This is a genomic window from Acutalibacter sp. JLR.KK004, from assembly GCF_036941085.1.
In the GTDB taxonomy this organism is placed as follows: Bacteria; Bacillota; Clostridia; order Oscillospirales; family Acutalibacteraceae; genus Acutalibacter.
Window position 1 is genome coordinate 2063410 of record NZ_JAYMNQ010000001.1, and the last position, 25654, is coordinate 2089063.

Below are 25654 nucleotides of genomic sequence, written 5' to 3' on the forward strand. Positions count from 1 at the left end.
GAGTTTTGGCTTCCGGGAAAAATCACCCACATCTTGTGGGCCGGGGCTGCAAAAAATACCTTTATAGGGGGAGAACCAAATGAGCGTTGTGGAAATTATTTTCGGTATTGTGCTGCTGCTCTTTTCCATTGCCATTATCCTGGTGGTTTTGCTGCAGGAGGGCAACCAGAAAAATGTGGGCGTGGTTACAGGCGCTGCCGACACCTTTTTAGCCAAGCACAAGGCCCGGAGCGTAGACGCTTTTCTGGCGCGGTGGACGAAGTTCATCGCTGTGGGCTTCTTTGCCTTTGTCATCATTGTCAATGCGGTGATGTATTTCACCAAGTAAGCAGCCTGGATGCGTTCAGGCCCGGCAGTTTGAAAATTTTGGTGCCCCGCGGCCCTGCGGGGCGCTTTTTCTGTGTGAGGGGGGAGCAGGTTGATCCGGTTTGTGGAAAAAGAGGAGGACAAGCGCAGGCTTTCCCGGCTGTGCGAAGAAACAGCCTTTGGCTGTAAAATGGCGGCGCTTATCCGGTCTTATGGCTTTGACAAAGGCTTTGCCTGCTTTTGGCTGGAGGAGAAAAGCGGCTGTGCCTACTGCCTGGTAGACGGCCTTCTGATTGTCTGCGGGGAAATTGGAGACAGGACAGAGGCAAGGGGGTTTTTACAGGCAATCGGCCCGGAGGCGGTTATCGCGCCGGAAGCCGCTGCCAAGGCCCTGGGGCTTTCCCCCGCTTTGCAGGGGGAGGTGCTGAAAAAGGTGCTGCCTTCCGGCAGCGAACCAGCGCTTCCCTTAGGGGAAGCACCTATCCGGGACATATACGGCCTTCTGGAAGCCTGCGGCATGGCCGGGGACTTTGAGCCGTTTTATCTGGATCTATCCCTGAAGCTGCGCCGGGGTACGGCCCTGGCACTGACAGAGTACCAGGACAGGGCCTTGGCAGGCTGCGCGGTGGTGTCCGCCATCAGCCGCAGGGGCGCGGTGCTTTCGGCTTTGGCAGTGGAAGAAAGCCTGCGGGGCCAGGGTATTGGCAGCAGGCTTCTGGAAAAAGCAGAGGCCTGCCTGCCGGGAAAAACCCTGTACATATTCCGGGAGCAGGACAAAAACGAGCCTTTTTACCGGAAGCACCAGTATGTCCATGAGGACAACTGGATATATACGGCTTGGAAGGAGGACAGGCATGTTTCCATATTTTAACATAGATGAAAGGCTGCTGGCGCTGTCGGATAAGGCGGAGGCCCTGTGCCGTCCCGCCTTTGAGGGGATTGAAGAAAACCAGCGGTATAACCAGCAGAAAATGCTGGCGGCCTTCAACCGGGCCAGGGTCAGCGAGCGGCACCTGTTCGGCAGCACAGGCTATGGCTATGACGACGCGGGCCGGGACGTGTTGGACCAGGTGTATGCTTATGCCCTGGGGGCGGAGGACGCTTTGGTGCGGTGGAACTTCGTCAGCGGCACCCACACCCTGACGGTGGCTCTTTTTGGGCTTTTGCGGCCCGGGGACAAGATGCTGTGCGTAACGGGCACCCCTTATGACACCATCCAGGGGGTTATCGGCCTGCCCGGCAGGGAAAAACCTGGCTGCATGAAGGAATATGGCATTGGCTATGAGCAGTTGGAGCTGCTTCCAGACGGCAGGCCGGACTATGCCGCCATGGAAGAACGGATTTCCCCGGCGTACAAGATGGTGTACATCCAGCGCTCCCGGGGATACAGCCTGCGGCCCTCCCTCTCTGTTGCGGAAATTGGGCGCATAGCGGAGATTGCCAAGCGGAAGGCCCCGGACTGCATTGTGATGGTGGACAACTGCTACGGCGAATTTGTGGAAAAGACAGAGCCTGTGTCTGTGGGCGCAGATATTATGGCAGGCTCCCTGATTAAAAATCCCGGCGGCGGCATGGCCCCTACAGGGGGATATATCGCAGGCCGGCATGACCTGATAGAGCTGTGCGCTTACCGCCTGACCACACCGGGCACAGGCCGGGAAATCGGCTGCACCCTGGGCCACAGCCGGGAGCTTTTCATGGGTGCCTTCCATGCCCCCCATGTGACGGGGGAAGCCCTGAAAACGGCTGCTTTTGCCTCAGCCCTGTTTTCCCTTTTGGGCTTTGGCGTTACCCCTGCGCCAGAGGAAAAGCGGGCGGACATTATCCAGGTGGTGCGGCTGGAAACCCCGGAAAACCTTATCGCTTTCTGCCGGGGCGTGCAGAAGGGCGCGCCTGTAGATTCCTTTGTGGCCCCGGAGCCTAGCGACATGCCTGGGTATGACAGCCAGGTGATTATGGCGGCAGGGGCCTTCACCCTTGGATCCTCCATCGAACTTTCCGCCGACGCGCCCCTGCGGGAGCCTTACGCCGCCTGGATGCAGGGGGGGCTGAACTATCACAGCGGGCAGTTGGGAATGCTGCTGGCGGCCCAGGAGATGCTGGAGGCCGGGCTGGTGCGGCTGTAATGCTTGGAAAACACGCGGGGATGGCCGGGATTTCCGGCTGCCCCGCCTTTTCTTTTCATGGGCTTTTGGAAGGGGCAAAGAAATGGCGGTGGAAGCCTTGTAATCGGCCTGTTACTTGATTTTCCCCGGGGAAAATGATAGAATAGGGACAGATTCTCTATATAAAGCAAAAACGATGCTGAACACAAAAAGCTGTTCTTTTATGGCTTGTTGTGCGAATTCTGTGCCGCATGGCGGATGGGGTGGGGTTTGTTGAATATCAGAAAATGGGAGGTTGCGCCCCTCAATAAAGAGCGGGCGGCAAAGCTTTCGGAGGAATATGACCTGCCCTCTTCCCTGGGCATCCTGCTGGACATCCGGGGGATCCACACCCGGGAAGCCATCGAAGGGCTTTTCCAGGGGGAGGCGCTTGCGGATCCTTACCAGATGCGGGATATGGATAAGGCTGTGGCCCGTATCCGGCGGGCTGTGGAGGACTTTGAAAAAATCGCGGTGTACGGAGACTATGACGCTGATGGCGTAACCGCCACTGCCATGCTCTTTTCCTATCTGCAGGCCATGGGGGCCGATGTGCTCTACTATATCCCACAGCGGGAGGGAGAGGGCTATGGCATGAACCGGGGGGCTGTGGAGGCCCTGCACCAGCAGGGGGTGAACCTGATTGTCACAGTGGATAACGGCATCTCCTCCATAGAAGAGGTGGCCCTTGCAGGGGAACTGGGCATGGACGTGGTGGTGACTGACCACCACAGGCCCCACGAGCGCCTGCCCCAGGCCGCTGCCGTAGTGGACGCTCACCGGGCTGACGACGAAAGCCCTTTCCGGGAGCTTTCCGGGGCCGGAGTGGTGTTAAAGCTCCTGATTGCCCTGGAGGACGGGGATGCGGGGCAGGTGGTCAGCGAATATGGCGATTTGGCGGCTTTGGGAACCATTGGCGATGTGGTGCCTGTGCTGGGGGAAAACAGGGCCATTGTGCAGGCTGGCCTGAGGCTGCTGGAAAAAGGGGGCCGGCTGGGGCTGGATGCCCTTCTGGCCCAATGCGGGAAACAAACCGGGCTTACAGCCACCTCCCTGGCCTTTTCCGTTATCCCCTGTATCAATGCCACCGGACGCATGGGCGCGCCGGAACGGGCTGTGCGGCTGCTCACCTGCGAGGAGGAGGACACCGCCCAGAGCATGGCGGCGGAGATTGCGGAGGACAACCAGCGCAGGCGGCAGATTGAGCGGGCAATCAGCGGGGAAGTGATGGCGGCAGTGGAGGCTGATCCCCGGCTGCGGTATGCCCGGGTGATTGTGGTAAGCGGCAAGGGCTGGCACCACGGGGTGGTGGGCATTGTGGCAGCCCGGGTGACAGAACGCTATGGCAAGCCATGCTTTGTCATTTCAGTGGACAGCGGGGAGGCCCGGGGCAGCGGACGCAGCGTGGAGGGCTTTTCCCTCTTTGAGGCTGTCTCTCACTGCGCGGAGCTGCTCACCCGCTTTGGCGGGCATCCCATGGCAGCGGGGGCCAGCATGGCGCCGGAAAATGTGGACGCTTTCCGGGAGAAAATAAACGAATACGCAAAAGAAGCCTGTCCCTTTATGCCCGCCCAAACCCTGCGGCTGGACTGCAAGCTGCGGCCCGGCATCCTCTCCCCTGCCCTCCCCCGCTCCCTTGCCCCTCTGGCGCCTTTTGGCAGCGGCAATCCCCAGCCCCTTTTCGGCCTGTACGGGATGGAACTGCGGGAAGTTCTGCCTGTGGGCGGAGGGGAGCACCTGCGGCTGCTCTTTTCGCGGGAGGAGATGACTGTGCGGTGCATGCGCTTCCGGGTAAAGCCGGAAGAGTTCCCCTATGCCCCGGGAGACATGCTGGATTTGGCTGTGGCCCTGGAAGCCCGGGAATATCGGGGAGAGGAACAGTTGAGCATTGTGATAAAAGACATGAAGCCTGCGGGGCTGGAGACAGCGGACTGTATAAAAAGCCTGCGGCTGTATGAAAGGCTGCGCTGCGGGGAGCCTTTATTACAGGAGGAGAAAGCAAGCCTTGCCCCGGACAGGAAAAAGCTTGCGGCGCTGTACAGGCATTTAGGAGGGAGAAAAGGCCGCCCCGCAGGCCCTCTTGCCCTGTTGCGGGCCTTGGGAGAGCCGGAAAGCGGCCTGGGAAAGCTTTTGGTGTCTCTAGACATGCTGGAGGAGCGGGGGCTTATCATCCGGCAGGAAAAGGGGGAGGCCCTGCATATAGCCCTGGCGCCTGCAAAGGAAAAGGTGGATATCTTCGCCTCTCCCCTGTACCAGAGGCTGGCAGGCCCGGAACTGTAAATAAAGAGGAGGGATGAAAAATGGCGGACATTATCCAGATAAGTTCTTATGAAGAGCTGCAAAAAATCATAGGGGAAAGCGGCAAGGACTATGACAGGGAGCGCATTGGGGAGGCCTACTGGCTGGCGGAGGAAAAACACCGGGATCAGCGGCGCAGTTCCGGAGAACCGTATATCATCCACCCCCTTTCTGTGGCAGCCATTCTGGTGGAGCTGGGCATGGACTCCCAGTCTGTGATGGCGGGGCTTCTCCACGATGTGGTGGAGGATACCGACTGCACCATTGAGGACATCACCTCCCAGTTTGGCCATGAGGTGGCCCTGCTTATTGACGGCGTGACAAAGCTTGACAAAATCCCCTATTCTTCCCGGGAGGAGCAGCAGGCGGAAAACCTTAGAAAAATGCTGATGGCCATGGCAGAGGACATCCGGGTGATTATCATCAAATTTGCCGACAGGATGCACAACCTTTCCACCCTGGAATACGTTTCCCCTCAGAAGCAGCGGGATAAAGCCCGGGAATGCCTGGAGGTTTATGCCCCCATTGCCCACCGCTTAGGTATGCGCACCGTAAAGGAATGCATGGAGGACATCTCCTTAAAATATCTGGATCCTTCCGCATACCACGAGGTGCTGGAAAACCTTTCTTCCCGCAGCAAAAGCCGGGACGAATTCATTGCTTCCATGAAAAAGCAGATAAAGGAACGCATCGGGCAGGCAGTGCCCAACGTGTATATTGAAGGCCGGGTCAAGAGCATTTACAGCATTTACCGCAAGATGTTCATCCAGGGGAAAATCTTTGAGGAGATTTACGACGTTTTTGCCCTGCGGGTGATTGTGGACACTATTGAGGACTGCTACAACGTGCTGGGCATTGTCCACGACACCTTCCAGCCCCTGCCCAACCGTTTCAAGGACTATATCTCGCTGCCAAAGCCAAACATGTACCAGTCTTTGCACACCACTGTGATAAACAAGGCTGGCGTGCCTTTTGAAGTGCAGATCCGCACCTGGGAGATGCACTATACGGCGGAATACGGCATTGCGGCCCACTGGAAGTATAAGCTGGGCATGTCTGCCAAGGCTTCCGACAACCGCTCCATGGACGACAGGCTCTCCTGGATACGCCAGATGCTGGAAAACCAGGCGGAAAGCGAGGATATCACCGACCTGGTACACTCCATCAAAAGCGATCTTGTGCCGGAAGAGGTGTTCGTGTTCACCCCTAAGGGGGATGTGCGCAACCTGCCTATGGGTTCGACGGTTATTGACTTTGCCTATGCCATCCACAGCGCTGTGGGCAACCGGATGATTGGGGCCAAGGTGGATAAGCGCATTGTGCCTTTGGATTACAAGGTGAAAACCGGGGAGATTATTGAAATCCTTACCACCAAGGAGGTGGGCAAGGGGCCAAACCGGGACTGGCTCACCCTGGTGCGCACCAGCGAGGCCAGGAACAAGATAAGGGCCTGGTTTAAAAAGGAGAAGCGGGAAGAGAACATTATAGAGGGCAAGGCCGAGCTGGAACGGGAGTTCCGGCGCAGCGGCATGGCCTTCAGCCCGGAGCTGATGGCCTACATGGTGGAAAGCGTGGGCAAGCGCCACAACTGTTCTAATGAGGAAGATTTTTACGCTGCCATCGGCTATGGCGGCATACAGCTTTGGAAGGTGCTGCCCCGCATTAAGGAGGAATACCAGCGCCTGCACAAGGCCTCTGCCCCGGAGGATCCGGCCCAGATCCCCCCGCCCGCAGTGCCCCGCAAACAGAAGGTGGCAAACGGCGTACTGGTGGAGGGGATGGACAACTGCCTTGTAAAGCTTTCCCGGTGCTGCAACCCCCTGCCCGGAGACGACATTGTGGGCTTTATCACCCGGGGCTTTGGCGTGTCCATCCACAAGCGGGGCTGCTCCAACGTCCCCCAGGATTTGACCCAATGCCCCGAGCCGGAACGATGGGTGAACGCCTATTGGGAGGGGGATGTGAAAGACGATTTCAAATCTACCCTGCACATTGTGGCGGAAGACCGGGCAGGCCTTTTGGCTGACGTGACCATGCAGCTTTCCAATATGAAAATTTTTATCCACTCGTTAAATTCCCGCCAGGAAAAGGGCGGCGTCAACGCGGTAATTTCCGCCACCATTTCTATTAACGGCCTGCCCCAGCTTCAGAACATTATCGACCGCCTGTCAAAAATCAAGGGTGTGCTGTCCATTGACCGCACTTAAGGGACTTTTTGAAAAGAAGTCCAAAACATTGCTTTCGGCAAGTTTCCTAAGAACCCGCAAAAACCAAGAATCCCCGTAGAGAGGACAACTAACCACCTGGGTGTGAACACAAAGTTAGTGTGAAAAATATGCAGAAAGGAACGATACCGGGCACAAAAGGCTGTATTATCATGGCTCTTTGTGCGAATCCTGTATCGCATGGCGATTTTTATGGCAAAGGAGGAACAACGCCTATGAGGACGCTGACTACAGACCGCCTGCTCCTGCGGCCTTGGAACATGGACGATGTGGAAGCCTTTTACCTGTATGCGTCCAGCCCGGACGTGGGGCCTTCCGCCGGATGGAAGCCCTGTGAAAGCCTGGGGGAAGCCGAAGAAATCCTGGAAAAATGGACGGCTGAAGATTATCCGGACGTCGTATTTGCCATGGAGGAAAAGGGCACGGGTGCCGTAGTGGGTTCCATCGGCCTGCACAGGGATACCCACCGCGCCCCTAACGTCCAGTGCCGCATGTTGGGTTACTGCACCGCCAAGGAGCACTGGGGCAAGGGCTTTGCCACGGAAGCCGCCCATGCGGTTATAGACTACGCATTCCAGCGCCTGCGTGTAAAGCTTTTGACAGTTGATCATTATGTAGGCAACGAAGGTTCCCGGCGGGTGATAGAAAAATGCGGGTTTACCTATGAAGGAACACTGCGCCGCGCCCTGCAGATTTATGACGGCACGTATAAGGACGCCAGCTTTTACTCGATGACTGCTGCCGAATACCGCCTGATTCGAGCCAAGGCAGCAGGGCTTGCCCTGGTTTTGCCGGAGGAAGTAAGCGAGGAGGCGTTTATGGCTTATTATGGCGAATGGGGCGGCGAGGGGCCTGGCTTTAATCCGGCAGCTATGGAGCTGAAAGGCAGAAGACATAAGCAGTGGCTGAAGGACACTATTGCCATGCGCACAAACCCGCCGGAGGGCCTGGTGCCCTCCACCGCCTATTTCTTTGCAGATAGGGCAGGCCGCGTGCTGGGGGCCATAGATTTCCGCCACGAGCTTAATGATTACCTCCTGCACTACGCCGGGCACATCGGCTATGGCATCCGCCCTAGCTGCCGGGGTAAGGGCCTTGCGCCCTACATGCTGGCCCTATGCCTGGAAAAGGCCCGAGAGCGGGGCCTTGCCCGGGTGCTTGTCACCTGTGATGATGAGAACCAGGCCTCTGCCAGCACCATAGAGGACTGCGGCGGCGAACTGGAAAACAGGGTGGAAGAAGATGGCCGTTTAACCCGCCGGTATTGGATAGACCTGTAAAGGAGAGGTTTGGTTTTGGAAACAGGGCCGCAGGCATTAAAAATGTGCGGACAGGATGGGGAACTGGACAGACTGATGGCAGCCCTGCTGGCACAACTGCGGGACTTGCAGGTGCCTGTCTCCCCCCAAATCCTGCCGCAGGTGCAGGTGAATACCCGGGCCAAGCGGCGGCTGGGCTGCTGCCGGTTCCGGGAAGGAACGTATACCATTGAGGTGTCCGCCGGGATTTTACAGTCCCCAGACTTACTGAAGGAGACGCTTCTCCATGAACTGCTGCACACCTGCCCTGGGTGCCGGAACCACGGGCCTTTGTGGAAAAGCTATGCGGCAGTTGTAAACCAGGCTTTGGGCACCTCTATCCAGCGGACGGTGAAAGTGGAGGAAGCCTTCTCCCCTCTGCGGCGGGAGGAGGTAAAGTATGTCCTGCGGTGCCAGTCCTGCGGCAGGGAAATAAAAAGGCTGCGCATGTGCAAGGTGGTGAAAGCACCTTGGCGGTACCGCTGCCTGTGCGGCGGGAAGCTGAAACGTGTGCGGTAAGGCTAAGTCCGGCTTTTTCACAAGGGAGTGCTGAAACAGGCATTCCCTTGTGTAAGAAGTTGTACCGATAGGAGTGGTACAAAGTTTTTCGAGAAAATTTTGTGGGCTTCAAGGCGGAAACCGCAAGAAAACCTGTCGGTTTTCGAGGATTTCCAACACAGAAGCCTGCAAAATTTGCCGGAAAGATTTGTGCTATGCCCTATTGGTACGACTTCTAAATTCTGGTTGCCAGGTGTGCGCCTTTATGTTACAATAGATTGAACCCAAGACGGCCCGGGCGGGACGTACTGCCAGTAGGGAAAGGGAACGACCAGGCAAACCGGAAAGCCTCCGGCGGCGATTCCCCTGCCAAAAACAGACTTCTTGCCCAGGCAACATAGCCAATATATATACGCAACCTGTACGGAAGCGGATCCACACTTAAACGCCTGAAGGAACGGTGGAAACGCCTCTGCATGTTTCCCCCGTTCCCTTTTTGGAAAGGGGAAAATCCTGTATGGAAAATCAAAAGACAGCCGCCCCCGGCAAAAGGGCCGGGGCGTGGCAGACTGTAAAGGCTTACTGCCGCCTGTATTTTGTGGACGCAATGAGCGCTATGGCCCAGGGCCTGTTTGCGTCCCTGCTTATCGGTACTATCATTTCCACCATCGGCGCCCAGTGCGGGCTAACGGTGCTGGTGGACATTGGAAACTTTGCGAAATCCATGGCCGGGCCTGCTATGGCAGTGGCTATTGGCTACGCCTTAAAGGCTCCGCCCTTGGTGCTCTTTTCGCTGACTGCCGTGGGCAGCGCTTCCAACACCTTGGGCGGCGAGGGAGGCCCGCTGGCAGTGTTGCTGATTGCTATTCTTGCCGCCGAGCTTGGAAAGCTGGTCAGCAAAAAAACGCCTGTGGACATTCTGGTTACACCCTCAGTCACCATCCTCTCTGGCGCGGCCCTGGCTTATCTCTGCGCTCCTGCTATCGGCACAGCCGCCGCCAGCGTGGGCAGCCTGATTATGTGGGCTACAGATTTGCAGCCCTTCTTCATGGGAATTTTTGTCTCTGTACTGGTGGGAATTGCCCTCACCCTGCCTATCAGCAGCGCGGCTATCTGCGCTGCCCTGGGGCTTACCGGGCTGGCCGGCGGCGCGGCAGTAGCCGGCTGCTGCGCCCAAATGGTAGGCTTTGCGGTTATTAGCTTTCAGGAAAACAAGTGGGGAGGGCTGGTGGCCCAAGGCCTGGGCACGTCTATGCTCCAGGTGCCCAACATTATTAAGAATCCCCGAATCTGGATTGCCCCCACCCTGGCTTCCGCTGTCACCGGGCCGCTGGCTACCTGTCTTTTCGGCCTGCAGATGAACGGCGCGCCTATTTCCAGCGGCATGGGCACATGCGGTTTGGTAGGGCAGATTGGGGTCTATTCCGGCTGGGTCAGCGACATTGCCGCCGGGACAAAAGCAGCCATCACTCCCATGGACTGGCTGGGGCTTGCGCTGATTTGTTTTATCCTACCCGCCCTGCTCTCCCTGATCATTGACTTTGGCCTGCGCAGATTGGGCTGGGTGAAGAATGGGGACATGGAGTTAAATCTGTAACCGCCTTTAAAGCACAGCAAAGAAGCCCCGTCCAAATGGACGGGGCTTCCCTTCTGTGTTTTCTCAGGCTTTATAGCTTTTTACCCCACAGTGCTCAAATCCCATTCGCTGAAAATCTTGGGCACGTCGGAAATCAAACGCTTGGTATAGGCTGCCTTCGGGTGGATAATTACATCCTCCGCAGGGCCAGCCTCCACAAACGCGCCATGCTCCATAATATACACAGAGTCGGATACATAGTACGCCAGGCCGATGTCGTGGGTGATGAAGATGATGGTCATATTGATCTCATCACGCAGCTTCAACAGCATATCCAGAATCGTCGCACGGGAGCAGGCGTCCACCATGGACGTGGGTTCGTCCGCTATCAGAATCTTCGGCTTCAGCAGGAAGATTCTCGCTATCATCAAACGCTGCATCTGGCCGCCGGACAGCTCGAAGGGATACTTGTTCGTAAGCTCCGCATACTTCAGGTTTACAAACGAGCACGCCTCTGTCATCTTGTCAAACTTCTCCTGGTCAGACAGGTGCTTCCCTCCTGTCATGTTGATGCAGTCCAGCAGCAAATCATCTATCTTGTTGAACATATTGAAGGATGAGAACGGATCCTGGAACACCGCCTGGATGTTCTTCCAGTATTCCTTCCTCTTCTTGCCGTTGGAAATGTCCCGGGGCTGCCCGTTAAAGTACAGCGTCCCCTCTGTGATGTTGATAAGACCCAGGATCATCCTGGCAATGGTCGTCTTCCCAGAGCCGGACTCCCCTACGATGGAGATAACCTCGCCCTCGCGGAAGTCAAAGTTCACCTGCTTCACTGCCTCGGTGCGGGTCTTGCCATAGCCGAAAACCTTGGTGATGTTCTCACCCTTCAATACTGATTTCCCCAACTCTCTAGCCATTTCTCCCGTACACCTCCTTCAAATAGTCCACCTCATAGCAGCAGCGGTACATCCTGTGCTCCTCAAACTCCTTCTCCGGCACCTCATATACCTTGCACTCCGGCTTTGCATACTTGCACCGGGGCGCAAACCGGCAGCCAGCCGGCGGGTGCTTCAGGTTCGGAGGCGTGCCGGGGATGGCCTCCAGCTTTGTCTCCCTGGTGCCCTCCTCCGGCACAATGATGGAACCCATCAGGCCCTTGGAATAAGGATGGATGGGATCGAACACCATTTCCTTGGCTGTGCCGCGCTCCACTATCTGTCCTGCGTACATAACCATAATGTCGTCTGTCACGTTGTACAGCAGCGGCAGCTCGTGGGTGATGAAGATCATGGACTTGATAAAGCCCTTCTCCATCAATTCCCGCATCATCTTGATAACCATCTTCTGGCTGGTTACGTCCAGTGCCGAGGAGGGTTCGTCCGCTATCAGCACCTTCGGCGACAGGATGGTGGAGATGGCGATAACCGTCCTCTGCTTCATGCCGCCGGACAGCTCCACCGCATGCTTCTGCAGCACCTCCGGGGGCAGGCCCAGGATGCGGAAGCGCTCCACCGCCATATCATAGATGTCTTTTTTGCTCAGGCTCTTGTCGTGGACGCGGATAACGTCCTCTATAAAGCGGATGATCTTCTGGGTGGGGTTCAAAGCGTTCATGGCGGCCTGGGGGATGTAGGCGATCTCCGTCCCCAGTATCTTCTTGCGCACCTCGTCCGGCTTCATCCCGGAGATGTTCTGCCCGTCAATGATAATCTCACCGCTGATATAGTGCAGGGGCGCGAAGTAGTACCCCATCAGGCTCAGGGCCAGCGTGGATTTGCCGCAGCCGGACTCGCCTGCCACGCCCAGGGATTTCCCTTCCTCTATCTTCAGGGACACCCCATCCACTGCGAACACGTCCTCTTTAAAACGCGTCACATACTTCGTCTTTAAGTCTTTTACTTCCAGCATTACTTTTCCCATGTTCTATCCTCCCGGTTAGTCGCGAAGCTGCGGGTTGAACACCTGGTCTAACCCCGTATTCATCAGGTTCAGCGAGAATGAGATTATCGCTACGGACAGCACCACCGGCACGAATGCCCACCAGCTTCCGCCCTGGATGGCCTGGAAGTTCTGCGCCCAGTTCATCATAATGCCCAGAGTGCTGGTTGTGGAGTTGGAAGGCCCAAGGCCCAGCATGGAAAGCTGCGCTTCCGCCAGGATGCCAGAAGAGATTTGCAGGATCAGCGCCATCACCACGTAGGACGCCACATAAGGCAGGATGTCCTGGATGATAATCCGCGGCATGCTGTGCCCTGAAAGCTTTGACAGGTTCACGTGGTCCCGGTTGCGCAGGGACAGCACCTGGGAACGAACGGAGCGTGCCGTCCAGGGCCAGCCCGTAAGCCCGATGATGGTGCCCACCATCATCGGCCCGCGGCCTGCTTCGCTCAGGGCGTTGGCTATCAGAATCAGGATAACAAAGCTGGGGATAACCGTGAAAATGTTGGTGATAAAGGTCAGGAAGTTATCCACCCAGCCTCCCACAAAGCCTGCCAGCAGGCCGATGGTCAGGCCGATGGCCGTGGCGATAAGGCCCGCCAGCAGGCCAATGCGCAGGGATACCGCAATGGACGCCGAAAGCTCTGTCAGCACGTCCCGGCCAAAGTTGTCGGTGCCCAGCGGGAAAGTCACCTTGTTGCTGATGGACCCCACCGACACAAACTCATTGCTTGCCACTGTCCGGGACTCTGCCAGGCTGCCGTCCTCCTCCCGGGTGGCCAGGATAATATCCGCCCCGGCTTCCCGCAGGGAATTGTCCAGACGCACATACGCCTTCTTCTTCGCGGAGGTGATGCCCTTCTGCTTGTTCGCGGAGTCATAATGGGCAAACCACTGCTCCACCAGCGCATCCCCGTTGCTGATATCAATTTCCGATTCATCCAGGCCGCCGAACTTCACCAGCCAGTCTTTCATGTCTTTCTTGTTGTCTTCTGTCAGCAGGCTTGCCGCGCTTCCGCCTACGGTTTCCACCTTCAGCGCTTCCGCCTTATTCGATCCTGCCACGTCCTGCACCGACACATACGTGCCCGGCGCCGAATATCCCCCGCTTATCATGTCCAGCGCTCCAAACGGCGAAAGCAGCGGGTAGATGATGGCTGTAAGCAGCATCAGCATAAACAGTACGAAGCCCACCAGGAACTTGGGGTTCGTGAATGCTTGTTTTAACTGGTGTTTCATTTCATTACCTCCCTTATTCCGCTTCCATCTGCGCCGCTTTCACGCGGGGATCGATTATGCCGTACAGGATTTCCACCACCAGGTTTGCTATCAGCACCATGATGGTAATCACCAGCGTACAGCCCGACAGCAGCGGATAGTCCCGGGCGCCTATGGCCCCGAACATGGCTGTCCCCAGCCCGGGATAGTTGTACACAATTTCCGCCACCAGGTTGCCGCCTATCATGGTGCCGAAGGACAGCGCCAGGCCTGTAATCTGCGGCAGCATGGCGTTGCGGAACACGTACAGCACGATTTTCCAGTCCTTTATCCCCAGGAACCGGCTGTATTTCACATAGTCCGCGTTCAGCTCGTAAATGGACATGGAACGCATGCCGATGGCCTGCCCGCCGATGGTGATGAGCACTGCCGTCCAGAACGGGAGCTGGTAGTGCCGCAATACGGAGGCAAAGAATTCCCAACTCATGCTGGGGTTCATGTCAAAGGAGTACCCGCCTCCTGTAGGCGCTATCTTCAGCACCGAGCTGAACACATAAATCATGATGAACGCCAGGCCGAAGGCCGGGAAGTTGCTGATGAACATGAACAGCGGCAGCACCGCCGCGTCCACCGCCTTGCGTATGTACGCCGCTATGGCTCCTAAAAGGTTCCCCAGGAACCAGCCCACGATGATGGCCGGGATCTGCAGCCCCAGCGTCCACACCACGGAGGATCCGATTATATCATTTACAGTCCGGGGATACTGGGACAGGGAGTTGCCCATATCGCCCTGGAATAATTTTCCAACATATACAAAGAACTGTTCAGGCAGGGATTTGTCAAGCCCGAACTCTTTGGAGTACTGCTCGATCATTTTCTGCTGCACCGATGGGTCTGTTACGCCCTGGGTGGCCTGCACTGCCAGCGCCTTTACAGGGTCGCCCGGCATCAGCCGCGGCAGCAGGAAGTTCAGGAACACGGCTACCACCAGTGTGATCACGTACCACACAATGCGCTTGCCGTAATACTTCATAAAGCCTTTCAACACTATCACCTCATCTTTTTAGTGGCGGCTCCCGGGATTCCTTCCCTCAGCCGCTTTCCCTAAAACAATATGGTTCAACGCTTCCTTTTCAGTACTTTTCACCAATCCTTATATAGAAATTGGCGGCGGAGAAAGTCCTATTACCTTTTCTCCGCCGCCTTCTTTCTATGCAGGGCCTCTTCTGCACAGGCCCTTGCTCATCTCAGTTTTTCTGAAATGTACTGCAAAACCTCTTTAGCCCTCAACCAGCTCCAGATTGAACATGGCGGCATAGCCATAGCCGTCATAGCAGATCATGGGAGGGATATTGGTTTCATCGTCAGCCTGGGGGAAGTTTGTCCAGACAGTTTCATTGGTGGAATGGAAGTTGATGGGACGATACATAACGGACACAGCGGGAACATCGTCCAGATAGAAGATGTTCAGCTTCTCCCACATATCCTTCAGTTTGGCCTCGTCAGTCTCGCGGGGGATCTGCTTGAGCAGCTCATCCACCTCAGCGTTGTAGTAACGGCTGTAGTTGAAGGTCATGGTGTCGGGGAAGTTGCCGCCGAAGCCGTACATGGTCTGGTAAGCGCGCAGCCAAGGAGCAGAAATGCCGCCGCCAGCGTAGCCGTTTACCACGATGTCAAAGTTGCCGGTCTGCTGGTCTTCTGTGTAGGTGGCAGACTCGGGGAAGTACGCCTCAATGCTGATGCCAATGTTCTGGCCAGCAGCAGCGCAGATGTTGATAGCAGCCTGGTAGTCAGACCAGCCATCGGGGCACTCAGCCTTGAACACCAGGTTCTGGCCCTCATACTCGCGGATGCCGTCGCCATCAGTGTCAGTGATGCCAGCTTCATCCAGCAGCTTGTTGGCGCCTTCAACGTCGCCGCCTGCATGCTGATAGGGCTTCAGAGCCTCGGGATCCTTAATCAGGGCCTGCTCAGGCTCAGTGGGGTTGAACAGGGTGCGGGGCACCTCTGTGAAGGTGTAGGACTGACCGGTCATAGCGGAAGAAACTACCTGATCATAGTCGATAGCCATGGCGATAGCCTGACGCACAACCTTCTGATCCAGGCCGGGCTTCTGGGTGTTGAAGATGATGCTGGGCATGGTGCCAGCCATCTGATAAGGAGGCTCATCATAGTAAGTGGAGATGGGCAGATCCTTCTCCAGCCACATATCCTGGAGGTTGGCTACATACTGCTGGTTGATGTCGATTTCGCCGTTCTCAAAGGCACGGGCGGAACCGGAGTTGTCCTTGTACATGTTGTGGGCAATGTACTTCGGCACAGGCAGCTTGCCCCACATGGAGGCGTCCTGGCCCCAGTACTCGTCATTGCGGGTGAACACAACGCGCTGCTCGGAGTCATAGGTGGTGGGACGGTATGCGCCGGTAATGGGAGCATCCCACATGGTGGCGTTCTTCATCTCACCGGAGTCGCCGTTCAGCTCGCCGTCCAGCTTCTCCAGGTATGCCTTCTGCATCATGTATACCTTGTTCAGGTATTCCATCATCTTCAGGGGATTGTAGTTCTCATCATCAACGGGCTTGCCTTTCATCAGGACAGTATGCTCGTCAACAGCCTCAAAGCCCTCAATGTACTGGCTGAAATCAATACCTGTAGCGGACTCATACTTTACATGGGCATCCCAAGTGGCTACAACGTCGTCAGCGGTGAAAGGAGTGCCGTCATCCCACTTGGCAGCTTCCTTTACCTTGAAGGTGAGCTGGGTGCGATCCTCATTCCACTCATAGTCGCCGTCAGCCAGCAGGGGATATGCCTTACTGTCAATGGTGTTGAACATGTACAGGGTTTCCCAGACGATAACGGTGGCCTGGTCATCCTGCTCCATGCACATCAGGCCGGAGTTGCTGGACAGGGGGTTCATGTTGATGGGCTTGCCCCACTGCTCGCCGCCATAGTACAGGGTTTCATTACGGGGTGTGGTAGCAGTGGCCATGGGATCATCCTCTTCTTCCCCGGCCTCAGAGCTTGCAGGCTCGCTTTCGTCAGCGGGCTCGGAAGCTTCGCTGCTCTCAGCAGGCGTGGATACGGCACTGCTGGTCTTGCTGTCAGTAGCAGACGTGCTGGAAGAGTTTTCCCCGCCGCCGCAGGCAGCCATGGAGACTGTCAGGGCCAGGGCCAGCAGCAGTGCTGCGACTTTCCGCCAATTTTTCATAGCGTAGATCCTCCTTAGATTTTCGCGGTCAAACCGCAAATTTAGAGTGTGGGAGACAGCCGCCCGGCCTGTTGTGTTGTATTTGCACAAGGGGCAGACAGGCATCTCCTGCGTTCGTTATGAATTATAACCCTAAAATCAAAAAATTGCAATAGGAACTTTGTGAAAACAGGCATATATAGTGGTTACAATTTGGTAACAGCAACACCTTTCAACAACTTGCATAAAATCTCTTAAAAAATATTGGTTTTATTGTAAGAATACTCACCAGGAAGCAATTGTGCAAAATACACAAAGCTTTTTCACCCCTATTTGTGGTATTTCGTCCCCGCCTGTATTTGAAAACCCCGGTACAACTGCTCGCAGAGCATCACCCTGGCAAGCTGATGGGGGAATGTCATAGGGGACATGGAAAAACCTTTGCCAGACTGCTTCACCTGCTGGCTCAGCCCAAAGGAGCTTCCTATAAAAAAGGTGACGGCGCCTGGGGACTGCATGGCCTGCCCCAGCAGCGCCGCCATGCCCGGCGAATCCAAAAGCCTGCCCTCTATGCACAGGGGGCACAAAAGCCCGACGGACTTTTGCAGAAGCTGCTCCCCCTCCCGCTCCAGCGCCCGGCGGATGTCTCCCTCTGTGGGACTATCCGGCAAGCGGCTCTCCCCTATTTCCAGGATTTCAAAGCGGCAAAAAGGCCGCAGGCGTTTTTCATATTCCGCCACGGCCTGCCGCCAGTATTCCTCTTTCAGCCTGCCCACGCAGGCCAGCCTGACTAAAAGCACAAGCTTTCCCCCCTTACAGGATAATAGACTTCCCCGCCCGGTTTTCCACCGGCGCAGCTTCCAGCAGGAAGTCCACCTCCGGCACAAAGCCCGCCTGCACCAAGGAGGCAAGGGATGTCTGGAGGGCCAGCTCCGGGGTATTGTTCTGGTGGCTTAAATGGCCCAATACAAAACGCCGGGTGCCCGCCCGCAAAAGCTCCGGCAGAAAAGCAGCGCAGGCAGCGTTGGACAGATGGCCCCTGTCTGACAGCACCCGCTGCTTCAGAGGGTAAGGATACGGGCCGAACCGCAGCATGTCAATGTCATGGTTGGATTCCAGCACCACCAGATCCGCCTCCAGCAGGCCGGCCTTCACCTCGTCGGAAAGAAAGCCCAAGTCTGTAGCCAAAGCAACCACCCTGCCGTCCGCCGTATGAATCCGATAGCCTACAGGCTGGGCGCAATCATGGGAAACAGGGAAATGGGTAATTGCTATATCGCCTATTGTAAGCTCTGCACACAAAGGCCGCGCCTCAAATTCCGCCGCAGCCGTACCCAGGGCTGAAAGGGTTCCGGGAGTGCAGAACACCGGCACGCCGTATTTTTTAGCAAACACCCGCAAGCCGGACACGTGGTCGCTGTGCTCGTGGGTCACCAGAATGGCGTGTACCGCTAGCGGGTCGATGCCGCAAAGCTTCAGCATCCCTTCCATCTGCCGGGCGCTGCGACCCGCGTCAATAAGCACCCCTGCCGACTTGCTTCCTATGTAATAGCTGTTCCCGGTGCTCCCGGAAAACAGCGGACAAACCCTTGCCATACGCCAGCCTCCATAAAAAAGGGGAAACCCCACGGGCTTCCCCCACATATCCAAATTATTATCGTTTTGAGAACTTATCCCAGCTTTGCCATGTCCCGGTCAGGCTCCCGCTTAAAATAGATATCTGCGCCAAGGCCTGCCAGCTTGTCCACAATGCTTTCATAGCCCCGCTCAATATACTGGATATTCTCCACCTGGGTGGTGCCTTCGGCAATCAGCCCCGCGATAACCATAGCTGCCCCGGCACGCAAGTCCAAAGCCTTTACAGGAGCGCCCTTCAGCTTGCCCACGCCTTCTACAATCGCCATTTTGCCGTCAACTGTAATCTGGGCGCCCATACGGCGCAGCTCGTCTACATATTTGAAGCGGTTGTCCCAAATGCTCTCCATCACCATGCTTGTTCCGTTGACAATAGACAGCAGAGTGGTAATCTGGGGCTGCATATCCGTGGGAAAGCCGGGGTGGGGCATGGTCTTGACCGTACAGCGGCGCAAGGGGCCTTTTTGGTATACCCGCACGCTGTCATCCCCTTCTTCAATAGTCGCGCCAATTTCCGCCAGCTTGGCAGAGATAGACTCCAAATGCTTGGGCGTGACATTGCGCACCGTTACGTCCCCGCCAGTGGCCGCCGCCGCAACCATATACGTACCAGCTTCTATCTGATCCGGGATAATGGAGTAATCCGCACCCCGCAGCTTCTGCACGCCGTGTATTTTAATGGTATCCGTACCGGCCCCCAGGATATCTGCCCCCATCATGTTCAAAAAGTTTGCCAAGTCCACCACATGAGGCTCCCGGGCAGCGTTCTCAATAATGGTAAGGCCCCGGGCCTTTACCGTGGCCAGCATAATGTTAATGGTGGCCCCCACGCTCACCACGTCCATATAGATGTTGGCCCCCCGCAGATCCCCTTCCGCTTTCACGGAAATCATGCCGCCGCTGTCCAGGCTGTGAGTACAGCCCAGGGCTTCAAAGCCCTTGAGGTGCTGGTCAATGGGCCGCACGCCAAAGTTGCATCCTCCGGGCAGGGGCACCACAGCCTTCTGGCACCGGCCCAAAAGCGCGCCTATAAGGTAATAGGACGCCCGGATGCTCCGGGCCTCGTCAGCACACACGCCGCTGGTGGCAATAGGCCGGGGATCGATGAGCACCGTATGACGGTCAAGATACTCCACCTCCGCGCCCATCTTTTCCAGAATATAGGTGAGGGTTTTTACGTCCGAGATGTCCGGCAGGTTCTCAATCCTGCAAGGGGAATCTGCCAGCAGGACTGCGGGCAGGATGGCTACCGCCGCGTTTTTTGCGCCGCTAATATCCACAGCGCCTTCCAGGCGTTTGCCGCCATGAATCACATATTTATCCAAAATTTACACTTCCTAACGGCCGGAAAACCCGGTCTGAAAGATTTCGATTTACATAATTAGTATGGGGGTTGGACTCTATAATAATACATCGCGGCGAAAAAGTCAAGTTTAACCAGCGGTTTAAAGCATTTTAAACAAAAACGCCTCTTTCCATTCATGCGCTTTCCCCATAAAATGCGTTTTTTACTCAAAAACCGTAACAAGCTCCAGGTGCTCCGGCAGGGCTGGGAAGCACTCTTTCAGGCATACGGGATAAAGCCTTGCGCCGCGTACCTCTTCGGGGGTAAGCCAGCGGAAGATATGGGAGGCGCCGTCGCTGTCAGCCTGCTCCCAGGTATCGGTAGCGGGAAGGTTTTCATAGGGCAAATCTACCAAATAGCACAGGCAAAGTTCATGAAACTTTTCATTTTTCCCTTCCAGCATAAAGAAGCTTTCCACCAGCCACAGAGGCCGCTTTATCTCTGCGGGGAGATACAATTCTTCTGCAAATTCCCGCTTGAGGGCGGCTTCGGCGCTTTCATGCAGCTTTACCCGCCCGCCGGGAAGATACCAGTGGGGGATATTTTTTTCAGTCATAACCAGCAGGCGGTTCTGGCGGGAAACAACCCCTGCCACCCGGTAGTTGAAATTGCCCTCCGGGGTTTTAAAAACACAGTCCATAAGTACGCTCCTTTCCACAGCAAACGAGAAGGTTTTTGGAGATTCTTAAGAATCTTTTTCCTCAAAAAAGGTTCTTAAGCCGCCGGGGGCAACTCTCACTTCTTTCCAAAGGCCACAGGCTTTTCCTCTCCCCGGCGCAGGCGCCCTATGTTGGAGCGGTGCTTGATGAGCACCAGCAGGCCTAAGAAAAGCGAAACGCCTGTGATAAACAGCAGATAACCCAGGGAACACCCATCAGATCTGTAATCAAAGAAATAGATAATAAGGAAGGTGTAGACAGGGTAGGCGGCGGCGCAAAGGATGGAAGCCAGGGAAATGATGCGCTTCCAGATAAATGTGATGAGGAAGGTGGCGATGACCAGCAGGAAAACGCGCCAGTCCACAATAAGGATCATGGCGGCAGCCGTAGCCACCCCCTTGCCCCCTCGGAATCCGTAGTACAGGGGGAAAATGTGGCCTATCACGCAGAACACCCCGGCGATGTATTTGCCTGCCTGGATAAGTTCGGGACTCTCGCCGTCCAGAATGACTTGGAGAATCAAAACCATCACAAGCCAGCCCAGCAGTACAGCCGCCACATTTTTCAGAAAATCGCCCAGGAAGGTGAGCAGGGCCGGCAGCTTGCCCACTGAGCGCAGCACATTGGTCATGCCCGCATTGCCGCTACCATAGTTCCGGATATCTGCCTTCTGCTTGAAAAGCCGGGTGACAATGATGGCAGTGTTCACACTGCCCAGCAGATACCCTATCACCGCGCAGGCCAGCATGCCCAGCAGGACGATGCCCCGAATCGCGTTTTCATTTACCATAGTCTCGCATCCCTTCGTTATTTTTGCTCTCCCCGCTCCCGCACCACAAGCCGGATAGGCGTGCCCTCCAGGCCAAAGGTTTCCCGGATACGGTTTTCCAGATATCGCTGGTAGGAAAAATGGAACAGCTCGTGGTCATTGACAAAGCAGACAAAGGTAGGCGGTTTGGTGGAGGCCTGGGTCATATAGAAAATTTTCAGGCGCTTGCCCTTGTCCGTGGGAGGCTGCACCCGGGCGGTGGCCTGGGCCAGTATGTCGTTGAGCACCCCTGTGGGCACCCGCATGGCGTTGTTCGCTGCCGCGGCCTTAATCAAAGCAAACATTTTGTCAAGCCGCTGGCCTGTTTTAGCAGAGATGAACAGGATGGGGGCATAGGACATAAAGGAGAAGTCCTGTTCCAGCTTCTGGCGCATCTCCCCCATGGTCTTGTCATCCTTTTCCACCGCGTCCCATTTGTTCACGCAGACAATGCAGGCCTTGCCTGCCTCGTGGGCAATGCCCGCCACCTTGGAGTCCTGCTCTGTAAAGCCCACCTGGGCGTCAATAAGGATGAGGCACACATCGGCCCGCTCCACCGCCATTTCCGCCCGCAGGTTGCTGTAATGCTCAATGGCGTCCTCCACCTTGGATTTCCGGCGCAGCCCGGCTGTGTCGATAAAAGTAAAGGTGCCAAACTGGTTCTGGATGGTGGTGTCCACTGCGTCCCGGGTGGTGCCCGCCATGTCGGAAACAATGCAGCGGTTCTCTCCCGAAACCTTATTTACCAAAGAGGATTTGCCCACGTTGGGTTTGCCGATAACCGCCACCTTGACAATATCGCCTTCCTCGTCCTCTTCCACAGTTTCCGGCAGGTTTTCGCACACCCTGTCCAGCAGATCCCCTGTGCCATGGCCATGGACAGAGGAAACCATCACCGGATCTCCCAGCCCCAGGTTGTAAAACTCATAAAACTCCACTGGCGGCTCTCCAACGCTGTCGCATTTATTGACGCACAGCACCACAGGGATACCGCTTTTTTGCAGCATATCCCCCACATCCGCGTCTGTAGCCGTCACCCCTGTGCGCACATCTGTCACAAAGATGATGGCAGAGGCTGAGTCGATGGCAATCTGCGCCTGCTCCCGCATTTGGGTCAGCAGCACATCCTTGGAGGCAGGCTCTATGCCCCCGGTGTCCACCATAGAAAAGGCCTTGCCGCACCACTCCGTATCCCCGAACACCCTGTCCCGGGTAACGCCGGGAGTGTCCTCCACTATGGAGAGCCTCTTCCCCACAATTTTATTAAACAGCGTGGACTTCCCCACATTGGGCCTGCCCACGATGGCTACAATCGGCTTTGCCATAACTGCACACCTTCCTTTCCCTGTTGAGGGCGCCGCCCTCAAACTCCTGGCTTAAAATGCTTTTTTGAAAAAAATCATCTTAAGAATCTTTAAAAAACTTTGGGCACGTCCCTGAACACGCGAGAACCTGTTGCCCATGGCACGCTCCCCTCGCCACAGGCGCAGCGTCACGCTGCCGCGTCATGGGTGCAGCGTTGCGCTGCCGCTGCCCTCATAGGGGTTCTGCCCGTCATGCCCCGGCGTTTCCTCGCCCAGGATAGCCATAAGCAGCGCGTCTCCTGTGTTGGGCACCCGCCGGGCCGGGGTATGGAGGGCCTGGGACAGCTCTTCCAGCGTCATATCGTCCAGAAAGATATCTTCCCCGGCCTTCATCATGTTCCCCGCCAGCAGGATTTCATCCCCCAGCTCCCGGCCCTTCAGGGCCTTCACAATGTCCTGCCCGGTGAGCAGGCCCGTCACGTCCACCGTACCGCCGAAGAAATCGTTGCGGACAGGCACCAGATCTATTTGCAGGGCGCTGCTCTTTGCACGCAAAGCGTCCAGCATGGAATTGAGAAAGAGGAACACCCCTTCTCCGGTGGGGATAGTTACCCGGCGGGGCTTTTCCGGCAGGATGCAGTCCTCCAGCACCCAGAGGAAGGCGTCCTCTAAGTCCCGGAGCATCCCCACACCGTTTTCTATCTGGGGCAGATCCTCGTAAAATTCCAGAGGCGGCAGGGGACACTGGGCAATTAAATAAAACTCATCTGAAGGGTATACGGTGCGGCTGCCCCTTTCCCTCCGGAATTTTTCCCCGTATTCTTCCAGTATGTCCAGGGCCGCCCGGGCAGATTCCCGGTCAAAGGGCTGCAGGGGGAAAAGGCCCTCCCGGAAGCGTGTCAGCCCTACCGGCACACAGGCCACGCTCAAGAGGCTTTCCCCTAAGCCCCATAATTTTTCCAGGGTATAGGCAAGATGCTCCCCGTCGTTTACCCCCGGGCACAGCACAATCTGGCAGTTCAGCTTCACACCGCCTTCCGCCATCCTGTATAAGTGCCGGAGGGAGTCCCCTGCAAAGCGGTTCTGCATCATTTTGCACCGCAACTTTGGGTTCATAGTATGGACAGAAACATTGATGGGGCTGATGTGCATTTGCAGAATGCGGTCAACCTCCCGGTCATCCATGTTGGTCAGGGTGACATAATTCCCGAACAGGAAGGACAGGCGGTCATCGTCATCCTTGAAATACAGGGTTTCCCGCATACCCGGCGGGAGCTGGTCGATAAAACAAAAAATGCACTTGTTCCGGCAAGAGCGCTGCTCGTCCATCAGATAGGTGGCAAACTCCAGGCCCAATTCCGCATACTGGGGCTTTGCCAGCTCCAGGGTATAGGGGTTCCCCTCCCGCTCCAGTTCCAGGCGCAGCTCTCGCTCTGTCTCGAAAAAGCGGTAGTCCAGCACATCTATAATCCCGTGCCCGTTAATAGACACCAGGCTGTCGCCTGGGCGGATGCCTATGCGCTCCGCCCTGCTGTGAGGCTCCACCCCTGTTATGGTAACTGCCATATCCTGCCCTCCCGGGATGCATAATCAAGAAAAGAGGGAGCGCCACCGCGTTCCCTCCTTTTTACCATTCTGTATTCCGCGCCATCAGGCATCCTTCTTCACAACCACCCGGCCGTTATAATAGCCGCAGTTGCCGCATACTCTGTGAGGTGCCTTGTAATCTCCGCACTGGGGACATTTCATCAGAGCGGGAGCCCGAAGCTTCCACACATTGGAACGCCGCTTGTTCTGTCTTGCGCTGGATACTTTTCCCTTGGGTACTGCCATGAGGTACACCTCCTCCTTATACTGCTGAGACTGGGGATAACCCCTTTGTCCCTTACTTTTTTCATTTTCCGGCATTTACAGCAGCTTTTGCAGAACTGCCAGCCTGGGATCTACCTCCCGCTGGGTACAGCCGCAACTGCCTTCATTGAGATTTTGCCCGCAGGTGGGGCACAGCCCTTTGCAATCCTCCCGGCACAGGAACTTCACCGGCAGATCCAGCAGGATATCCTCCTGCAAAAGCCCGTCCAAGTCAAGCTTCCCATCCGGCACCAGTATCCAGTCGCCATCTTCCTCCTGGGAAGAAAGCTCCTGCACCAGCGTATGGGAAAAACAGGGCGTAAAGGTGCGGCTTACAGTCTCAAAGCATCTGTCACAAGGCATGGTAAGCGTATACGCTGTCTCTGCCTGCAGCAACACGGAACCTCCAAAAGCTGTAAGCCTACTGCTGGTCTTTACCGGCGCACAAAACGGCTTGACACCGCCCAATTCCATACCGGACAAATCCAGCTCATAGGAAAAGCTTTCCGAAAGCCCGTCTGCTTGAAAAAAACGTTTCAGATCGATGATCACAACCGCAGCCTTTTCCTTTCCTGTCAATAGGGCACAAATCCCCGCATACCGTACTGCTATATTATAATAAGCGGCGCAGGGTTTGTCAAGCGCTTTTTGCCAGAGGTTGGAGGTTTTTTTCCGCAGGGCACCATATACAGGTGTTTTCTAAAAGGCAAAAAATGGCGGGCGCGCTTTCCCCACTCCAAAATTTTGTAATGCAGGAGCCGCCGCACCGGGCCGAAAACCCGCGTGTGAACAGACGCCGCTTGGAAGGAAACCGAAAAACCGCCGCAGGCCTTTTGAGGAGGCTTTGCGGCGGCTGTTTCCCAGCGCAGTTTATTTCAGCACAAACTCCTGCACAGAGGCGGGGATTTCCTCTTCCCCGGCGGAAATAGAGAGAACAAAATTGGTTTCCGCAGCAGCGCTGAGCTTTTTCAGCTCTGCTACCAGGGCTTCGGTAACCTCAGCGCCAGTGCCGGTTATTTTCAGGGTGGAATCTACAAACACGTCGGTAACGTCATAGTTGCCCGCGCAGATACCGCTGATAAAGCCCAGCAGCGCGTCAGCGCCCTTCACGTCATAGGCATCGGAGTCCACCAGGCGGACGGAATAGGGCAGGTTGTAGGTAAGCTTCTGGCCCTTTTCAATGAGCACCACATTGCCGTTGGACTTCTCCACAGCCTCCTTAGCCAGTTCAATAAGCTTTTTTGTCTTGCCGGAACCCTTCTTACCTGTTAAAAGTGTAACCATATAGTCAACTCTCCTTTATTTTAATTCCGCAGGGGGCTTTTGTACCGACGCCCCGGCGCGGCAGCTTCCTGTAC

23 protein-coding genes are annotated in these 25654 nt (G+C 56.1%); 8 read left to right on the top strand and 15 right to left on the bottom strand.

Features of this window, described 5'->3' with window-relative positions:
- Nucleotides 1–79 precede the first annotated feature (79 nt).
- The 8 genes from secG to VSQ30_RS11295 all read left to right on the top strand — a co-directional run bounded on the left by secG (nt 80) and on the right by VSQ30_RS11295 (nt 10366).
- Nucleotides 80–328, top strand: coding sequence for a preprotein translocase subunit SecG (gene secG, locus VSQ30_RS11260; RefSeq protein ID WP_160642725.1), 249 nt, complete (start codon nt 80–82; stop codon nt 326–328).
- Nucleotides 329–418: 90 nt separating this feature from the next.
- A complete protein-coding gene (locus VSQ30_RS11265; protein ID WP_334464132.1) occupies nt 419–1177 on the top strand; it encodes a GNAT family N-acetyltransferase in 759 nt (252 codons plus the stop codon).
- Nucleotides 1161–2432 (top strand): methionine gamma-lyase family protein, encoded by a 1272-nt coding sequence (locus VSQ30_RS11270; RefSeq protein WP_334464133.1) that lies wholly within the window; start codon nt 1161–1163, stop codon nt 2430–2432. The genes VSQ30_RS11265 and VSQ30_RS11270 overlap by 17 nt, the downstream gene beginning before the upstream one ends.
- Nucleotides 2433–2681: 249 nt before the next feature.
- A complete protein-coding gene (recJ, locus tag VSQ30_RS11275) occupies nt 2682–4730 on the top strand; it encodes a single-stranded-DNA-specific exonuclease RecJ (RefSeq protein ID WP_334464135.1) in 2049 nt (682 codons plus the stop codon).
- A 20-nt stretch (nt 4731–4750) separates the two neighbouring features.
- Nucleotides 4751–6955, top strand: coding sequence for a RelA/SpoT family protein (locus tag VSQ30_RS11280; protein WP_334464137.1), 2205 nt, complete (start codon nt 4751–4753; stop codon nt 6953–6955).
- A gap of 233 nt (nt 6956–7188) precedes the next feature.
- A complete protein-coding gene (locus VSQ30_RS11285; RefSeq protein WP_334464139.1) occupies nt 7189–8253 on the top strand; it encodes a GNAT family N-acetyltransferase in 1065 nt (354 codons plus the stop codon).
- Between the two features lie 15 nt (nt 8254–8268).
- A complete protein-coding gene (locus tag VSQ30_RS11290; protein WP_334464140.1) occupies nt 8269–8790 on the top strand; it encodes a SprT-like domain-containing protein in 522 nt (173 codons plus the stop codon).
- 496 nt (nt 8791–9286) lie between these two features.
- Entirely contained in the window at nt 9287–10366 is a 1080-nt protein-coding gene (locus VSQ30_RS11295; RefSeq protein ID WP_334464141.1) for a PTS sugar transporter subunit IIC, read from the top strand.
- Nucleotides 10367–10446: 80 nt separating this feature from the next.
- Here the strand turns inward: VSQ30_RS11295 and VSQ30_RS11300 are convergent, their stop codons facing one another.
- The 15 genes from VSQ30_RS11300 to VSQ30_RS11370 form a co-directional block, all read right to left on the bottom strand.
- On the bottom strand, nt 10447–11265 hold the full coding sequence (locus VSQ30_RS11300; protein WP_334462961.1) for an ABC transporter ATP-binding protein: 819 nt from the start codon (nt 11263–11265) through the stop codon (nt 10447–10449).
- The gene (locus VSQ30_RS11305; protein WP_334462959.1) at nt 11258–12268 is read right to left on the bottom strand and encodes an ABC transporter ATP-binding protein; all 1011 of its coding nucleotides are present in this window, start codon (nt 12266–12268) and stop codon (nt 11258–11260) included. The genes VSQ30_RS11300 and VSQ30_RS11305 overlap by 8 nt, the downstream gene beginning before the upstream one ends.
- 15 nt (nt 12269–12283) lie before the next feature.
- Nucleotides 12284–13525 (bottom strand): ABC transporter permease, encoded by a 1242-nt coding sequence (locus VSQ30_RS11310; protein WP_334462957.1) that lies wholly within the window; start codon nt 13523–13525, stop codon nt 12284–12286.
- Between the two features lie 13 nt (nt 13526–13538).
- Entirely contained in the window at nt 13539–14549 is a 1011-nt protein-coding gene (locus VSQ30_RS11315) for an ABC transporter permease (RefSeq protein WP_160644912.1), read from the bottom strand.
- A gap of 234 nt (nt 14550–14783) precedes the next feature.
- The gene (locus tag VSQ30_RS11320; protein WP_334464142.1) at nt 14784–16715 is read right to left on the bottom strand and encodes an ABC transporter substrate-binding protein; all 1932 of its coding nucleotides are present in this window, start codon (nt 16713–16715) and stop codon (nt 14784–14786) included.
- 308 nt (nt 16716–17023) lie between these two features.
- A complete protein-coding gene (locus VSQ30_RS11325) occupies nt 17024–17494 on the bottom strand; it encodes a 23S rRNA (pseudouridine(1915)-N(3))-methyltransferase RlmH (RefSeq protein WP_334464143.1) in 471 nt (156 codons plus the stop codon).
- Between the two features lie 13 nt (nt 17495–17507).
- A complete protein-coding gene (locus VSQ30_RS11330; protein WP_334464144.1) occupies nt 17508–18290 on the bottom strand; it encodes an MBL fold metallo-hydrolase in 783 nt (260 codons plus the stop codon).
- A gap of 74 nt (nt 18291–18364) precedes the next feature.
- The gene (gene murA, locus VSQ30_RS11335; protein ID WP_334464145.1) at nt 18365–19654 is read right to left on the bottom strand and encodes a UDP-N-acetylglucosamine 1-carboxyvinyltransferase; all 1290 of its coding nucleotides are present in this window, start codon (nt 19652–19654) and stop codon (nt 18365–18367) included.
- Between the two features lie 183 nt (nt 19655–19837).
- Nucleotides 19838–20314, bottom strand: a complete 477-nt coding sequence (locus tag VSQ30_RS11340; RefSeq protein ID WP_334464147.1) for an NUDIX hydrolase — start codon at nt 20312–20314, stop codon at nt 19838–19840.
- Nucleotides 20315–20409: 95 nt separating this feature from the next.
- On the bottom strand, nt 20410–21123 hold the full coding sequence (gene plsY / locus VSQ30_RS11345) for a glycerol-3-phosphate 1-O-acyltransferase PlsY (protein ID WP_334464148.1): 714 nt from the start codon (nt 21121–21123) through the stop codon (nt 20410–20412).
- A gap of 17 nt (nt 21124–21140) precedes the next feature.
- Nucleotides 21141–22466: a ribosome biogenesis GTPase Der gene (gene der, locus VSQ30_RS11350; RefSeq protein ID WP_160643395.1), complete on the bottom strand. Its 1326-nt coding sequence runs from the start codon at nt 22464–22466 to the stop codon at nt 21141–21143.
- A gap of 180 nt (nt 22467–22646) precedes the next feature.
- Complete coding sequence (locus VSQ30_RS11355; RefSeq protein ID WP_334464149.1) at nt 22647–24011, bottom strand: DUF512 domain-containing protein; 1365 nt, start codon at nt 24009–24011, stop codon at nt 22647–22649.
- A gap of 84 nt (nt 24012–24095) precedes the next feature.
- The gene (rpmF, locus tag VSQ30_RS11360) at nt 24096–24278 is read right to left on the bottom strand and encodes a 50S ribosomal protein L32 (protein ID WP_334464150.1); all 183 of its coding nucleotides are present in this window, start codon (nt 24276–24278) and stop codon (nt 24096–24098) included.
- Between the two features lie 75 nt (nt 24279–24353).
- Nucleotides 24354–24875: a YceD family protein gene (locus VSQ30_RS11365; protein WP_334464151.1), complete on the bottom strand. Its 522-nt coding sequence runs from the start codon at nt 24873–24875 to the stop codon at nt 24354–24356.
- 291 nt (nt 24876–25166) lie between these two features.
- Nucleotides 25167–25580 carry a hypothetical protein gene (locus tag VSQ30_RS11370; RefSeq protein ID WP_160643387.1) on the bottom strand — a complete coding sequence of 138 codons (414 nt, stop codon included), beginning with the start codon at nt 25578–25580 and terminating at the stop codon, nt 25167–25169.
- Between the last annotated feature and the right edge of the window lie 74 nt (nt 25581–25654).

Coding starts and splice junctions, on each gene's coding strand:
- secG (WP_160642725.1), top strand. CDS start 80: ATGAGCGTTGTGGAAATTATTTTCGGTATTGTGCTGCTGCTCTTTTCC.
- VSQ30_RS11270 (WP_334464133.1), top strand. CDS start 1,161: ATGTTTCCATATTTTAACATAGATGAAAGGCTGCTGGCGCTGTCGGAT.
- VSQ30_RS11280 (WP_334464137.1), top strand. CDS start 4,751: ATGGCGGACATTATCCAGATAAGTTCTTATGAAGAGCTGCAAAAAATC.
- VSQ30_RS11285 (WP_334464139.1), top strand. CDS start 7,189: ATGAGGACGCTGACTACAGACCGCCTGCTCCTGCGGCCTTGGAACATG.
- VSQ30_RS11295 (WP_334464141.1), top strand. CDS start 9,287: ATGGAAAATCAAAAGACAGCCGCCCCCGGCAAAAGGGCCGGGGCGTGG.
- VSQ30_RS11300 (WP_334462961.1), bottom strand. CDS start 11,265: ATGGCTAGAGAGTTGGGGAAATCAGTATTGAAGGGTGAGAACATCACC.
- VSQ30_RS11305 (WP_334462959.1), bottom strand. CDS start 12,268: ATGGGAAAAGTAATGCTGGAAGTAAAAGACTTAAAGACGAAGTATGTG.
- VSQ30_RS11310 (WP_334462957.1), bottom strand. CDS start 13,525: ATGAAACACCAGTTAAAACAAGCATTCACGAACCCCAAGTTCCTGGTG.
- VSQ30_RS11320 (WP_334464142.1), bottom strand. CDS start 16,715: ATGAAAAATTGGCGGAAAGTCGCAGCACTGCTGCTGGCCCTGGCCCTG.
- VSQ30_RS11330 (WP_334464144.1), bottom strand. CDS start 18,290: ATGGCAAGGGTTTGTCCGCTGTTTTCCGGGAGCACCGGGAACAGCTAT.
- VSQ30_RS11340 (WP_334464147.1), bottom strand. CDS start 20,314: ATGGACTGTGTTTTTAAAACCCCGGAGGGCAATTTCAACTACCGGGTG.
- plsY (WP_334464148.1), bottom strand. CDS start 21,123: ATGGTAAATGAAAACGCGATTCGGGGCATCGTCCTGCTGGGCATGCTG.
- der (WP_160643395.1), bottom strand. CDS start 22,466: ATGGCAAAGCCGATTGTAGCCATCGTGGGCAGGCCCAATGTGGGGAAG.
- VSQ30_RS11355 (WP_334464149.1), bottom strand. CDS start 24,011: ATGGCAGTTACCATAACAGGGGTGGAGCCTCACAGCAGGGCGGAGCGC.
- rpmF (WP_334464150.1), bottom strand. CDS start 24,278: ATGGCAGTACCCAAGGGAAAAGTATCCAGCGCAAGACAGAACAAGCGG.
- VSQ30_RS11370 (WP_160643387.1), bottom strand. CDS start 25,580: ATGGTTACACTTTTAACAGGTAAGAAGGGTTCCGGCAAGACAAAAAAG.